Genomic DNA, 13,883 nt, shown 5'->3' on the forward strand with positions numbered 1-13,883 from the left:
GAAAATCCCTCCTTTTTTAACAATAGTAACGGAAAATATGTCACCATGAAATACTTTATTCACCTTCACAAGCGGTTAACTAAGGTTTATCCAATCTGTGTTGATGGCTTAGACAGCAAATAAAGGGCTCCTAAAATAAATCCAAATCCTCCGCATTGTAGGAATGAAATTTTTTCACCTAAAAATAACGAGGATAATACAATGCTACTAATCGGTAAAAAGCTTGTTAGGATGCCCGCTGATGTTGCAGAAATCCTTGCAAGCCCTTGCTGCATAAGAATAAATGCCAGCACGGTTACAATGATTCCGAAATAGACTACTAACCCCCATTCAGCAAAAGTCACTTCTTTAAAAGCAAAGGAACGACTTTCGGCTATAGCAAAAGGAAAAAACAACACTGCTCCAAAGCAGCTTACCATCGTAGCAACAGTGAGAGCACTTACTCGCTTAGAGTGAGATTTTCCTAATATAATGAATAAGGATTCACAACAAATAGCTCCTAAAATAAGAAGATTACCGGCTAATGATGTCAAATCTATCGTAGATATGCTAGTAATATTTATTAATACTGTTCCAAAAACAGCCATTAGTACACCAAGCCCGATATTTCTCGTAAAATGCTCCTTTAATAGGAAAACTGAAAGAATAGCTGTACAAGCTGGTAGTGTACTTGTAATAATACCAGCCTCGATTGCTGAGGTTAGTGAAAGACCACTGAGCATTAGAATATTAAACAGAAAGACACCAAACAATGCCTGCAAGAAGATTGATAAATAATCTTTTCTATCTAGCACTGAAAAACCCTCTACTTTCATCCATAAAGGTACTAGAGCAGCAGATGCAACAAGAAATCTCAATTCATTTGCTAAAAATACAGGAAAGCTTTGTATGATGAACTTACCTGCTACAACCGAGCTACCAACAATAGTCATCGCGAGCATAACTTTTCCACTTGCCCACATTTGCGTATTCAATAATCCTCACTATTTTCTAAGATTGAAGGATTAATTATATCTGTTACGGCAAGATATAAATTTTCAGGATATTCTGCAATACGGTGGCATAGGTACAAAAACCACTCAGTTCCATAAGTCAAATAAACTCTGCATGGGTACCCGTTCTTTTTTAATTGCTGTAACAACGCTGGCTGTACACCGTATAACATCTCTATCTCCACATTTGGCTGTTGAAAGTATCGACGCTTCTCCATTTCTAGAATAAGCGCCTTATCATGTGTTGCAATTGAAATTGGATGCTTTGCTTCTATTAATTGTTCAACAAAATGAAGATAACGTTCGTTTAATTTCCTTGACCTTGTTATCGCAATATCGTCTGACTCCTGAAAAGCGCCTTTTACCAGCCTTATTCTCCCTGGATATTGGGTCAACTGTTGAATATCCACTTCTGTACGATAAAGATGAGCTTGCAGCGTAATCCCTATATTCGGATATTGCATAGCTATTTTTTTATAGACTTCGATTATACTGCTCGTCTTGGAGGACTCCTCCATACTAATCATCAATGAAATACCATATTGCTGCGCTTTCTGTGCAAGCTCCTGTAAATTTGTATAGGCAAGATTTGCGTTTACTGAAAGGCCAATATGGGATAAATCAAAAGATACAGTTTGGTTGAATGAAAGTACCCCAGTGTCCTCTATAAGCTGTAAAAGCTCCTCCTTTGCTTTTTGACATTCCGCAATATCCTTTGTATTTTCTCCTATGAATTCTAGTGATATTTGATAATCCTTTGAGATAAAATCCTGAGCAATTCTTAGCGCCTCCTGTCTCTTTTCCCCAGTAACATAACGTTTAGCCGCCTTCCATAATAACGGATAAAGCTCCGCTGATTGCTGAACAGTATGCTTCATTTGCTCATTTCTTGCTGCTGATTTTAAGGCCTGTATTACTAATTCCTCCACATTTCTCATCTTTATTCCTCCTCATTGCTATTTGTCAGTACTTTAACATGATAAAATTGGTAGCTGTAGAGCCACTTTATAGAAACTTTTAAGGTACCAATTTTAAGAGGAGGCGAAATACAGTGTTATGGATACCGATTGACCGTTCTTCAGCTATACCTTTAAATCGGCAAGTCTATCAGCAAATTCGTGAAAAAATTTTAAGCGGCGAACTGCAAGCAGGCGTAAGGCTAGCATCAACCCGTGAGCTTTCTACTGAGCTAAACGTTTCAAGAAATGTCATATTGGAGGCTTATGACCAACTTTTAGCTGAAGGTTTTTTAGTTGCACAGAGAGGTTCGGGTACATTTGTTGCAGAGGGGGCCTCTTTAACTAGGACAGATCCCTCACATGAAATACAGAAAGTCGATCATAAATATGCAAAGAATGGCATCATTAATTTTCGTTCAGGAATTCCAGCATTAGACCTTTTTCCTCGCAAAATCTGGGCAAAGCTCTCACATCAGCTATGGAATGATAGCGAATCAACGAATTTGGGCTATGATTTACCTGAGGGTCGTCTAGAATTAAGACAAACCTTGGCATACTACTTGAAGAGAACGAGGGGAGTACATTGTCATCCAGAGCAAATCATTATAACGTCTGGTGCTACACAAGCAATGACGTTAGTATCGAGATTACTTTTGTCGCCAAATGACATAGCCATAATGGAAGATCCTATTACGAATGATATTCAAACAATCTTTACATCCTCAGGTGCTACGATTTATCCTATCCCTGTTGATGAAGATGGAATGAAAACTGCATTATTGCCGAAAAACATAGTGCCAAAATTTATATTTCTCACACCCTCACACCAATTTCCGTTAGGTGGGACATTACCAATACAGCGCAGAATTCAATTAGTCCAATATGCAAGAAATCAGCACTGTTATTTAATTGAAGATGATTATGATAGTGAATTTCGCTTTGAGGGCTTGCCCATAAGCTCCTTACAAGGTTTAGATCCAGAACATGTACTGTATATTGGGTCCTTTAGTAAGATTCTCTCTCCTGCACTACGCATCGGATATATCGTTTTACCAACACATCTTATTGAAAAATGCAGACAGCTAAAGTGGTTTACAGATTTACATACACCCTCTTTAGAACAGCTTATTCTGGCACGTTTTATAAACGAAGGCTACTTGGAACGCCATATCGGGAAGATGAAGAAATTTTATAAAAGGCAACGCGATTTTCTTATAAAATGTTTATATACAGCCTTTTCTACTAACATAAAGATACTTGGTTACTCCACAGGTATGCATATAGTTGCTGAATTTAAGGACATTCATTTTTCCCAAGAGATATTGTTAAAAATCGAACAATTTGGCGTTAAAGTATACCCAGTGGAGAATCATGCCATTGCAAAGGGAAACTATCATAATCGAATAATTATTGGCTATGGACATTTGAAGCAGGAGGAAATTGAAAAGGGCGTAGAAAGACTACTGCAAGCATTGAATTCAATAGTAAAATAGAGGAATCACCTTTTAAAAAGAAAACGTGAATATAATTACTTTTATAGGGAATCTTTTAAAAATAGACAATCAATATTATGAATCTAAATGAAATAAATACATTGAAGAGCTTATAGTTTAAAAAATTAGGAGGTTACCCCATGATTGCTACAATTCAAAAACAACACAATCATTATATCGTCAAGTTCAGTCGCTCATTACCCCATCCAACGGAGACGGTTTGGGCTGCTTTAACGGAAAATGATAAGCTTCAAAAATGGATGAGTAATTTAGAAATCATCCATCTACAAAAAAATGGTAAAATCCATTTTGATATGAATGATGGCACAGCTACCTTTTTAGAAATCCAGATTACAGATTATGTGAAAAAAGAGGTACTTGAATTTGATTGGGGCAATGATACGGTCAGATTTGAGCTCTCCCCTACCGACAACGGCTCGGTACTTCTACTGGCAGAATCAATTGGTGAATTAACGGCGCATACTCCTAAAGATTTAGCTGGCTGGCATATATGCTTGGACCTACTGTCAGACTTATTAAATGGAACGATACATGAGGAATATCCAATGGAAGAGTGGGAGAAACAGTTTACAGAATATAAAAAGCTTGTAGCAGAAGTAGAAAAGATTTAAACGTAATTGCGTCTGGATTTTAAAGAGTAGCTTTATCTTGCTCTAAATCAAGATCCAAAAACCCTCCTAGAGCGCTATTCTCTGCTCTAGGAGGGTTTTAATTAGTGATAAAATGCTGTTGCTATTTCAAGTGCTTTTAGCGGATCTTTTATAGTATCCAGCGTATAGACAAGGGTTTCATCCTGCCAAACAATTAAATTTCCTGTTTCATAAACATCTAAATGGGCAGAGCCGTTTTGCTTTGGAACCGGAAGCATATGCGTTTCCAAAAACTGTACTGCCTGCTTTGCAAGCTTTACACCAGCCTCTGGATTGTCTGTTCGAGTATGAGTTGCTATTGCCCATCTCCCCTCATTCCAACCAGTCCATAACGAACCAACGCCAGCATCCTGATAGCCTTTAATTTTATTGCCAAGATCGACCTCCTGACCACCATTTTTACTAAAGTTCTCAAAGGCAATTTGCTCATTGGCTTCTTTGGTACTTCCATACTGCTTCACAGTAAGTCGTGCAAGCACTGTCGCAGATTCTGGATTTTTAAGCTTAATATCATTAATCGGCAAATACTGTTCACTTTCATAAAATATTATTTCAACTTGTTGATTCTCAGCCTTAGTCGTCGCCGTTAGGAAAGCACCCTCTGGAATAGGAAGCTTTGCTGGCAAATAAATAGGAAGGTTTGTTTTAAGCTGATCCTTAATATTTTTTAAAGCTTCAGCCTGTGTAATGGATGCCACCGTATTATCGTTATTGCCATTGGTTGCTGGCTTTTCATTCTGCTTTTCAGGTGTCTGTCGCTCTTCCTGTTGTTGATTTTCTTGTGATGGAAGTTCTTTTTCAGATTGTGTATTATTTTTTTCATCACTGTCAGAGCAGGCACTGATGATAGTAAAACTAAATAGCATGAATGCAAAAAGTAGTTTTTTCATGATATTGCCTCCATTTCAAATGCTTTATTATTTTATTTTTCCCTATCCATTATCGGCATAAACGTTTATTTTAGTTCATTAATTCGCTGCGTTAGCTCCTTAAACTTTTGATCTAGCAATGCATATTCCTTATTCTTTGCTGTTAAAAAACTCAGCTTTCCTAATATCTCCTGTCTTTCTGTCTCAAGCGTTAAACGTAGTGCCTCTTTAGCATCAACTGCTGAGGGAGAATTATCGCTCCATTTTTTCTCGATACGCTGATGGCATAGCTCCCACACGCTATTCGTCACCTTCTCAAGAAAATATCGATCATGTGATACTACAAATAAGGTACCCTTGTATTGAGCAAGAGTTTTCTCCAGCTGTTCACGTGATGGTAAATCAAGATGATTTGTTGGCTCATCCAAAACTAGAAAGTTTTTATCTTCTATAATATACGCCATCAGTTTGCATTTCACCCGTTCCCCCATACTCATCTTACCTATTGGTGAAGACCAATGTGCTGAGGTAAATCCCAAATGCTTCATGAGATTTCTAACCTTACCGCGCTCTTCAAAGGTTTCTTTATAAAAGAATTGCTCTGGTGTCTGCTCAAGTGGCAGATCAAATACCTCTTGTGTTAAATAGCCAATATTTGCTGCAGGAGATATCCAAATCTCTCCCTCAGCCTTTAACTGACCTAAAAGTATTTTTAATAATGTCGTTTTTCCACTGCCATTGGTTCCCGTTATAGCAATTTTATCACCAAATTTAGCTGTCAAATTAACATCCTGAAACAGTAGCCGTTCTTCAAAACGCATCTTTAAACGCTTTGTTTCTAGCATCCTCTTACCTACTCGTTGATTTGTACCTAAGGTGAAACGTATTTCATCTTCAGGGGCAATTGCTTCGACCTTATTCTTTGCTAACTCCTTCTCCAATCTTTTTTTCTTTGACTTAATTTGTGAATCCATTCGCTTTGCTTTGACACGATGATACTCCTTAAATCCCTCTTGCTTTGTAGATTGCACATGTGCCTTTTGAGACCAGGATGTTAATGCTTGCATTTGGTCCTCTATTCGCTCTATATTTTTTTGCTGCTTTTCGAATGCTCGCTGCTGCGTTAGCCTTCGATGCTTTTTGGCCTCCATATAGCTCGAATAATTACCACTATGCTCAATAAGCTTTCCCTCTTCCAATGACCAAATTTTTGTTGCAATCTCATCTAGAAAATACCGATCATGGGACACTACAATGATTGTGCCAGTGTAATCTTTTACTTGCTCTATTAATAAAGCCGTACTCTGCTCATCCAGATGATTTGTCGGTTCATCAAGTAAGAGTAGCTGGGCGTTTTGGGAAAAACCTTCTGCCAGTCGCATTTTCAGCTTTTCTCCACCACTTAATGTAGAAAAGGGTACGTTGGAAACCCGCCATTTCGCAAGTAAATCAGCCTCACTCGTGGTAACCTCCGTTAAATCAAAATAAGCCAGCTCTTGCTCGACATATACAACTTTTACAGAATATAGCCAACGTAGCTGTCCTCTAGAGGGCTCTAATAAACCTGAGATCAATTGTAATAATGTGGATTTACCAGCACCATTTCTTCCGATGATGCCAATTACCTCGCCTTGTTTAACAGCACCTGAAACATTGTTAAAAATCATTGTATCGTTAATTTCATATCGAACATCCTGTAATTGCAAAATTTCCTTCATACGTATCCATCCCTCTCTATCTTAGAGGGACAAAAAAATCCCTCCAATTATTTTGGAAGGATTAGTCGCAACAATATCATGCACAAATAATTGAATGCTATCTTTGTGATCCATTACTAAAAATGCTCGGTTTCCTATTTTTTAACATAGGAAAAACAAGCTCAGCTATGCATTAACAAATTAATAGCGAAACAACTATAGTTATGGAAAATGGGCAGACTAATCCTATTTTTGAGTCATTGAAAAACCTTTTTCATGTACAAAAATTAAGATTAGTTATTCATTAGCCACCCATCGTCCCTTCATTTTTCGTTACAATCATTGTAACATCATTTTTCTAAAAGCCAACTATTTATCTTCATTCATTATCTGTAGCGAAAGCTTCAATTAGCCAAGGCGAAATTGATACTACCTAAAGCATTCAAAGGAACGTATGCTATTTCTAGTAATGGTACGGAAGCGCCAGCCATAACGATTGCTCCATCTAAAACCTGCTACAAACTCCCGCCCTATCGCAGTTGGGAAAAACCAAAAACTTCTCCCGTTATTCATCCAAATAAACGTATTTCTAAATAAGCAGGAGCGGATACCACTTGAGCCTACTTGCCAGGCTGGGATAGGTGGTGAAAAGCCTGGTGGTGCGCTCATCGGCATTTGACCTGCTGGTGGTCCAAAATTAGGTGGTCCAAACGACGACTCAAAATTAGGTTCATTCCAACCTGGGCGTTGGAAGTTCTCCCCATATGGATTATAATACAATACAAACTCCCCCTTTTACTTAAGTCAGTATATGAAAAAGGGCAAATAACTGTTGAGCTATTGCCTAAGGGATACATTTATACCTAATCAACTAACGAATCTGTATAATAAAAGGTAGTTATTTCAAGGAGAGGGGAACTTATGCGAAAAGCTGCTTTTATTATTACAATAATTCTATTATCCTTGGGCATTTGCATCTATTTTTTCTCGGCTAATCATACAGCTGAATCTATCAGTATTTCAGAAAAACTAGCGGCAGTGAAGGATTACAAATATTATTTAGATAAAGGTAATGAAACAATCGGGAAAGAAATGGCTAAAGTTGACCTAGTCATAGTGGAGCCTATTGAAATGCAACAGCATTATATTGATCAGGCTCAAAGCAATGGGACATTAGTGTATGGTTATATAAATGCTATGGAGGCAGACAAGTGGAACTCAGAGCTATATAACCAATTACTGGAAGGTGATTTTTATAGGGATGACCATGGAGAAAAAATGTATTTCTCAGAATGGGATTCCTATTTAGTGGATATGACCTCTGCACATTATCAAGAGCTTTTACTAGAAGAAATTAAAACACAGATTGTACAAAAAGGGTTAGATGGGGTTTTTTTAGATACAGTTGGCAATATTAATTCTTTCTTACTTGAAAAAGAACAACATGCACAAAATGAAGCAATGCTGTCCTTTATTAAAGAGATAAAGCAACAATATAATGGACTATCCGTTGCACAAAATTGGGGCTTTCAAACGCTAGCTGATTATACTGCTCCCTATGTCGATTTTATTATGTGGGAAGACTTTACATATGGGGTAGTTGAGAAAGATGAATGGTCATTGGATATGATGAAGCAATTAGTTCACATTCGTGAAAAGTTTGGTACACAGGTTATGACAATTGGATTTAATAATGAAGTGAAAAGTCGTGCATTGGCTGAAAAATATGATTTTAAATTCTTCTTTAGTCCAGCGGGGTCTTACTACAATACATGGCAGTAAAAATAACCTCCAACAATGGAGGTTATTTTCATAGTGTTGAAAAACTAAATGGTCAAGGGACTCTTTGTGAATATTTAGTCAAAATGAAGGTGATTTCCGTTCCAGGCTACTCGCTTTCCTGTGGGCGAGCGACGAGCCGCTTCCTGCGCTAACGCTCCGTGCAGGGTCTCGTCTGTCTCGCTATCCCACGGGAGTCGAGTAGCCTTGCACTCCAATCTGCAATGGTGTAGAACTTTAAATATTTTCTTCCCACAAAAGTAAAGTAAAAGCATGTTACTTACCATCATTAAATGGAAAAAATAGTGGTACAATTCTATAGTTGCCAACCTACATTTTAGTTTTATGCATAAAACTAATTTCTACCTTTACAAAGCCACTTATTGCTGTCGAACTGCTTTCGTATAGAAAAATTTTTATCAAAGCTCCATTTTTCACAAAATAGTGGTGGTAAAGACTTCAATTTATCACTATATACATTTTTGTGAAATACCAATGAAAATACTATGAGCAATGGTTGATTGGAGTGTAGACTGAGTGACTCTTCGGAGAGTTCACAGCGTCGCAAATGAGACCCTGGAGCGAGCAATGAAGCGAGTGAAGCGGCTCATCGGACGCCCCTAGGAAAGCACTCAGACGGAACGGAGATCAACCTCTCGTTTTGAAAAAGGGCTATATTTTTTAATTTGTCACCTTGATTTCATTTACATAATAGTATTTCAACAACATGAAAAATAACCTCCAACAATAGAGGTTATTTTATGTTAGGTAAATAGGGGCACATCACTTGCCAATCCTTGAGCTTTTCCTCAAAAGATTTAATATTTTTACCAGGTATAGGGCTAGTTGAGGGCATTTTTTGATAGGCACGCTTAGCTAAAACTTCAAAACCAATATGCCTTTTAAAAACATCAAAAGCCTTTGCTCCATTAAAAAGTATTAACTCAATGTTAGGATAGTGCTCAAAAAGCATTTGAAAATCATTCGGCTTTTCATTACGAATAGCCGCATCTAAGCTTCCCTTACGCTCACAAGATGCTATTGTATCCCAAAGACCAATATGGTTACTCTTTAACAACTGCAATCTTTGTTCATAGTTATCTGGAATTGTTGTCTCTAATATTTCCCCAATAATCGCCCAAAAGTGATTGCGTGGGTTACCATAATATTGCTGTTTCTCTAATGATTGTTTTCCAGGCATTGAGCCAACAATTAGCACCTTCGTTGACAAGTCAATTACGGGCGGTAATACATTTTTTAGTTCATCTGACACGCCAATCACTCCTTTCTTCTTATTGTAACGGAAAATCAGAGCCAATAAGAATCTCCTTCGAATCTTTTAAAAGAAGTTTGTTTGATGAATGATTTTTTATATACGTCCTTACAATTTCATAGCCAATGCAATATCCAACCCACTGAGGTAGCTTTCCACCATATAAAAATTCCGCATGATGCGCCAATCCCTGACTATTTATCTGAGATAAAAAATACTTTTTCCATATTTCCAGCATCTTTTCCATCGAATAATTCCCCAACCACGGTGTTAACCACTCATCTCCATAAATTTCTTCTACTGCACATTCTGCCAAGCCCTCTAAAATTAAAGAATCTAACAAGGTCACTTCGTTTAAAGATTTATTTATACAATGCAGACGACAAACATGGTTGTATTCATGTGCAAATAATGCTCGAAGTTCCTGTTTTTTAAGTTCCCCAACAAATAAAAATAGGGCATTAGGATAGGCAGTACCATTTTTATTAGTCATTGTTTGTTCCTGTGTTATAGGGAGTATATAGATTGGTACATTAGGACCGTTCCATTTTTCTTTTAAGTAATTAAATTCTTCTTGCACAATTAGCCAAACATTTTGTTTTTCTAACATTTGAATAGCTAAGTTTTCATGTGGCAAATATAGCCCCTGCTGCTGCAATTCAAATTGTATTTCTTCCGGATTTCCACTATTAAAGATCTCTATTAGACGATTACAAATGATAGAGCGCTGTAATTCATAGATGTTTCTCTTAGGCACAAGCTTTTGAATCTCCATAATTTCATGTAACCACTCATTTGTTGGTATAACTGACATCCTCACACCTCCAACTATAGCTTATGTGTCCAATAGACAATCGGCTAATGATGGGTAGATGAAACAGCATATATTAGCTTGTAAGGAAGCTGAAAGGAGGGATAATTGTGAATCCAGCTGATACTTATAATCTTTGCTGTCAATATCAAGGTAAACGTGTAAAAATTACTGAATCATGCGGAAAAGTACATTATGGAGAAATAACTAGAGTGGATAGAAGACAGGTATGGATTCTTCCTGATAGACGATTTGGTGGTTATGGTTTGGGTTTCTGGGGTTGGGGCTTTAGAGGAGCAGGCTTCGGTGTTGGTATCGCACTTGGAACAATTGTTGGGATTGCACTTGCACCACTTCTATTTTGGTAATTAATTTGCTTCAGTAAATTGAGGAAAATAAGCCATATCAAACAACTGTTGAGATGGCTTATTCCTATTATTGCACTTGCTCTTTCTGCTGTTTGCTTTCTATCAGCTCGGATATCGTGACAAATGTATAGCCTTGCTTTTTCAACGCTGGCAATATTTCCTCCAGCGCTTTAATGGTTTGACTGCGATCGCCGCCTCCATCATGGAATAAAATAACATCACCAGGCTTTGATCCCTTCAGTACCTTTTGTGTAATTTTCTTGACACCTGGCTCCTTCCAATCCTGAGTATCCTGATGCCAAGACCACATAACTACTTTGTATCCATCCTTAACAGCGGCATTAATCATTGAATCATTATAGTTACCACCTACAGGACGGAATAAAACCGGAGAAGATCCAGTTATGCTATAAATTATTTCCTTTGTCTGACGCAGCTCCTTTTGCAATTCAGCTACAGAAACTTTGAACGGATGTGAATACGTATGATTGGCTAACTCATGTCCTTCAGAATAAGATCGTAAAACAACCTCTGGATATTTTTCTGCATTTTTTCCAATAATAAAAAAGGTAGCCTTTGCATCATACTTTGCCAATAAATCTAAAATAGCTGCCGTATACTTAGGATGTGGTCCATCGTCAAAGGTGAGGGCAATTATTTTGTCTTCTGTATTGATATCCCACACAACTTTTCCTGTCTCCTCATAATAGGGGCGGCCTTTATCCGCATACGTTATCAGCCCTGTAGAACAAACCGATATGATAAAAAAACAAATGCTTAGAATCATTACATATTTACGTGTCATAGCATCACCTCCCAAGTCACATTCACATTACTCCGTCAACTTACTATTTACGAATTACAATGAATTATACTTGAGAAGGATTGGCGGTTTTCCCTTTAAATATTACAGAAATCCTCTTTTGATAATATCAGAATTGTCACAGGAATTAATAGTTGAGCAAGATATTTATCATATGTTTAACAAAAAATAAGTGATAACACTAAAAGCTCGTCTTTTCAAAGCAATGATGAATAATCTAATTGTATTTTTTAATAAAAAATGTCGAACACCTTTTTAGCTCCTGCCATATGTATATAGAGAAAAGGAGTGATTTTGATGGTGACAATAGAGCCTATTATGATTAAGGGACATTTCTTCACTGCGGTGGCTGTTCAATTACCCAAAACAACACTACTGACGGTTTCAAATAATACGGGCTATATAATGTGCGGGGCATTGGATGTCGGTTTGTTAAATGACCGCCTAGCTGATCGGAAAATTATCGCTGGGCGAGCTGTTGGTGTAAAAACAATCGATGAACTATTGACAGCTCCTCTAGAATCAGTAACCTATGAGGCACAACAGTTGGGCATTACTGAAGGAATGTCTGGAGTAGAGGCTTTATTAAAAATGATCTAAAGCCTTCAATTATACCCCAGCGTAAATGGGTCCGGATTTTTTTGAGCTTGCTCGAAAAGCTCCTCTTCAAAATCCGTAGCTGTCTCTGCACTTTCGCAGTAAAGATTTGCTAAATCAAGATAAACAAAGCGTCAGTGCACCACTCAACTAGACGCTTTTTTAGCTGATGTCATATTTTTGTATAACATAGCCGCGCCTTCCCTATACTTTAGGCAAAGGAGTGTGCGTGATGGGTAAAGATAAGAAAATACATGTCATTTTATTATTAATCGTCATCATTATTTTTCTCTGGTCTGTAATAAAACCAGCTTCCTATTTGGATTGGCTAGCTGAGGTAAGTCCTGCCGTTGTAGCAATTATCTTTGTTACTGTCATCTATAATAAATTCCGTTTCACAACTTTTTCATATTGTATTATCGCTTTTTTATCCATCTTAACGTTTATTGGTGGACACTATACCTATTCAGAGGTCCCTCTTTTTAATTGGATTAAAGAAGAATTCCATTTACAGCGAAATAACTATGATCGCTTTGGACATTTCTTTAAAGGTTTAATGGCGATTGTTATAAGGGAAATATTAATACGAAAGACGCCATTAACAAAAGGGGCTTGGTTATCAGGCATTACATTTAGTATTATGCTTGCTTTTGCAGCTACCTATGAAATCATTGAATGGTTAAGCACAAAAATCTCCAAAGGTAGTAAAGGATCGAAGGATTTTGTCGGAATGCAAGGCGATCGCTGGGATGCACAATGGGACATGTTTTTAGCCCTTATTGGAACACTTTTAACATTGCTGCTATTTACCAAATTACATGATAAATTATTAAAAAATCTGAAAGATAAAGGATAGCAGGCAGCATTGAGCCTTTAGAAAGGTGGTTTTCGATGTATTATTCAACTGGTGGTCAGCAAGTTCCTTATGCACAGCGTGTTATCATTGTGAATGGTCATGGAAAAGTAATGGCAAGGGCAGGCTTTGTACAGCTGCAAGTTGAAGTAAATACACAAGGGAAACATGTTCAGGATGCACAGAAGGAAAATGCGATAATAATGAATCCTGTCATGCAATCTCTGTTAGCACTTAAAATCCCAAGAGAACATATTCAAACAACAGACTACACGATTTTACCCCTTTATGATTTTGAGAATGGTGAACAAATTTTTAATGGCTATAAAGTGACCAATGCCATTACAGTAAAGGTGATGGACACGAATCAGGTTGGTGCCGTTATTGACAAAGCTGTGCAAAATGGTGCAAATCGGATTTCCTCCATTCAATTTAACATTTCAGATACAGATGCCTATTACCAGCAAGCACTTACTTTAGCTCTCCATAATGCCCAAATGAAAGCTAAAACAATTGCAGATGCGATGTATTTGAATTTGCAGCCCCAGCCAATTGAAATTGTTGAGGAACATGAAAATAGCCCCGTCCTCTATAAATCCATGACGATGGCCGATTCAACAATTGCTACACCTATTGAACAGGGGCAAATGGCTATTAATGCGACTGTTAGAGTGAAATTTCAATATTAAGACAAGAGC

Annotated in this window: 15 protein-coding genes; 7 read left to right on the forward strand and 8 right to left on the reverse strand. The window is 37.4% G+C overall.

Annotated elements, in window-relative coordinates:
- Positions 1-86: 86 nt before the first annotated feature.
- On the reverse strand, positions 87-974 hold the full coding sequence (locus tag QNH24_RS24340) for a DMT family transporter (protein WP_283869931.1): 888 nt from the start codon (positions 972-974) through the stop codon (positions 87-89).
- On the reverse strand, positions 971-1,930 hold the full coding sequence (locus QNH24_RS24345) for a proline dehydrogenase family protein (protein ID WP_283869932.1): 960 nt from the start codon (positions 1,928-1,930) through the stop codon (positions 971-973). Before QNH24_RS24345 ends, QNH24_RS24340 begins: the two co-directional genes overlap by 4 nt.
- A gap of 113 nt (positions 1,931-2,043) precedes the next feature.
- Between QNH24_RS24345 and pdxR the strand changes: the two genes are divergently transcribed.
- On the forward strand, positions 2,044-3,444 hold the full coding sequence (gene pdxR, locus QNH24_RS24350; protein ID WP_283869933.1) for a MocR-like pyridoxine biosynthesis transcription factor PdxR: 1,401 nt from the start codon (positions 2,044-2,046) through the stop codon (positions 3,442-3,444).
- 140 nt (positions 3,445-3,584) lie between these two features.
- Positions 3,585-4,076 carry an SRPBCC family protein gene (locus QNH24_RS24355; RefSeq protein ID WP_283869934.1) on the forward strand — a complete coding sequence of 164 codons (492 nt, stop codon included), beginning with the start codon at positions 3,585-3,587 and terminating at the stop codon, positions 4,074-4,076.
- Positions 4,077-4,177: 101 nt separating this feature from the next.
- Here the strand turns inward: QNH24_RS24355 and QNH24_RS24360 are convergent, their stop codons facing one another.
- The 3 genes from QNH24_RS24360 to QNH24_RS24370 all read right to left on the reverse strand — a co-directional run bounded on the left by QNH24_RS24360 (position 4,178) and on the right by QNH24_RS24370 (position 7,461).
- A complete protein-coding gene (locus tag QNH24_RS24360) occupies positions 4,178-5,005 on the reverse strand; it encodes a hypothetical protein (RefSeq protein WP_283869935.1) in 828 nt (275 codons plus the stop codon).
- A gap of 65 nt (positions 5,006-5,070) precedes the next feature.
- Entirely contained in the window at positions 5,071-6,702 is a 1,632-nt protein-coding gene (gene abc-f / locus QNH24_RS24365; protein WP_283869936.1) for a ribosomal protection-like ABC-F family protein, read from the reverse strand.
- A 408-nt stretch (positions 6,703-7,110) separates the two neighbouring features.
- Positions 7,111-7,461 carry a hypothetical protein gene (locus QNH24_RS24370; RefSeq protein ID WP_283869937.1) on the reverse strand — a complete coding sequence of 117 codons (351 nt, stop codon included), beginning with the start codon at positions 7,459-7,461 and terminating at the stop codon, positions 7,111-7,113.
- A gap of 141 nt (positions 7,462-7,602) precedes the next feature.
- On the opposite strand from QNH24_RS24370, the gene QNH24_RS24375 reads away from it, so the two are divergent.
- Complete coding sequence (locus QNH24_RS24375) at positions 7,603-8,463, forward strand: endo alpha-1,4 polygalactosaminidase (protein WP_283869938.1); 861 nt, start codon at positions 7,603-7,605, stop codon at positions 8,461-8,463.
- 751 nt (positions 8,464-9,214) lie between these two features.
- On the opposite strand, the gene QNH24_RS24380 is transcribed toward QNH24_RS24375, so the two are convergent.
- Both QNH24_RS24380 and QNH24_RS24385 read right to left on the reverse strand, forming a co-directional pair.
- Positions 9,215-9,733, reverse strand: a complete 519-nt coding sequence (locus QNH24_RS24380) for a DNA-deoxyinosine glycosylase (RefSeq protein WP_283869939.1) — start codon at positions 9,731-9,733, stop codon at positions 9,215-9,217.
- Positions 9,734-9,752: 19 nt separating this feature from the next.
- Positions 9,753-10,547 carry a DUF2268 domain-containing putative Zn-dependent protease gene (locus QNH24_RS24385; RefSeq protein WP_283869940.1) on the reverse strand — a complete coding sequence of 265 codons (795 nt, stop codon included), beginning with the start codon at positions 10,545-10,547 and terminating at the stop codon, positions 9,753-9,755.
- A gap of 107 nt (positions 10,548-10,654) precedes the next feature.
- Between QNH24_RS24385 and QNH24_RS24390 the strand changes: the two genes are divergently transcribed.
- Positions 10,655-10,912, forward strand: coding sequence for a hypothetical protein (locus QNH24_RS24390; protein WP_054771304.1), 258 nt, complete (start codon positions 10,655-10,657; stop codon positions 10,910-10,912).
- Positions 10,913-10,979: 67 nt separating this feature from the next.
- On the opposite strand, the gene QNH24_RS24395 is transcribed toward QNH24_RS24390, so the two are convergent.
- Positions 10,980-11,717 (reverse strand): polysaccharide deacetylase family protein, encoded by a 738-nt coding sequence (locus tag QNH24_RS24395; RefSeq protein WP_283869941.1) that lies wholly within the window; start codon positions 11,715-11,717, stop codon positions 10,980-10,982.
- Positions 11,718-12,032: 315 nt separating this feature from the next.
- Between QNH24_RS24395 and QNH24_RS24400 the strand changes: the two genes are divergently transcribed.
- The 3 genes from QNH24_RS24400 (at position 12,033) to QNH24_RS24410 (ending at position 13,874) form a co-directional block, all read left to right on the forward strand.
- On the forward strand, positions 12,033-12,335 hold the full coding sequence (locus QNH24_RS24400) for a YunC family protein (RefSeq protein WP_283869942.1): 303 nt from the start codon (positions 12,033-12,035) through the stop codon (positions 12,333-12,335).
- A 229-nt stretch (positions 12,336-12,564) separates the two neighbouring features.
- Positions 12,565-13,188, forward strand: a complete 624-nt coding sequence (locus QNH24_RS24405; protein ID WP_283869943.1) for a DUF2238 domain-containing protein — start codon at positions 12,565-12,567, stop codon at positions 13,186-13,188.
- Between the two features lie 35 nt (positions 13,189-13,223).
- Positions 13,224-13,874 carry an SIMPL domain-containing protein gene (locus tag QNH24_RS24410; protein ID WP_283869944.1) on the forward strand — a complete coding sequence of 217 codons (651 nt, stop codon included), beginning with the start codon at positions 13,224-13,226 and terminating at the stop codon, positions 13,872-13,874.
- Positions 13,875-13,883 lie beyond the last annotated feature (9 nt).

It is taken from the genome of Lysinibacillus pakistanensis, assembly GCF_030123245.1.
Taxonomy (GTDB): Bacteria; Bacillota; Bacilli; order Bacillales_A; family Planococcaceae; genus Lysinibacillus; species Lysinibacillus pakistanensis.

Coding starts and splice junctions, on each gene's coding strand:
- QNH24_RS24400 (WP_283869942.1), top strand. CDS start 12,033: ATGGTGACAATAGAGCCTATTATGATTAAGGGACATTTCTTCACTGCG.
- abc-f (WP_283869936.1), bottom strand. CDS start 6,702: ATGAAGGAAATTTTGCAATTACAGGATGTTCGATATGAAATTAACGAT.
- QNH24_RS24360 (WP_283869935.1), bottom strand. CDS start 5,005: ATGAAAAAACTACTTTTTGCATTCATGCTATTTAGTTTTACTATCATC.
- QNH24_RS24395 (WP_283869941.1), bottom strand. CDS start 11,717: ATGACACGTAAATATGTAATGATTCTAAGCATTTGTTTTTTTATCATA.
- QNH24_RS24405 (WP_283869943.1), top strand. CDS start 12,565: ATGGGTAAAGATAAGAAAATACATGTCATTTTATTATTAATCGTCATC.
- QNH24_RS24375 (WP_283869938.1), top strand. CDS start 7,603: ATGCGAAAAGCTGCTTTTATTATTACAATAATTCTATTATCCTTGGGC.
- QNH24_RS24345 (WP_283869932.1), bottom strand. CDS start 1,930: ATGAGAAATGTGGAGGAATTAGTAATACAGGCCTTAAAATCAGCAGCA.
- QNH24_RS24355 (WP_283869934.1), top strand. CDS start 3,585: ATGATTGCTACAATTCAAAAACAACACAATCATTATATCGTCAAGTTC.
- QNH24_RS24385 (WP_283869940.1), bottom strand. CDS start 10,547: ATGTCAGTTATACCAACAAATGAGTGGTTACATGAAATTATGGAGATT.
- QNH24_RS24410 (WP_283869944.1), top strand. CDS start 13,224: ATGTATTATTCAACTGGTGGTCAGCAAGTTCCTTATGCACAGCGTGTT.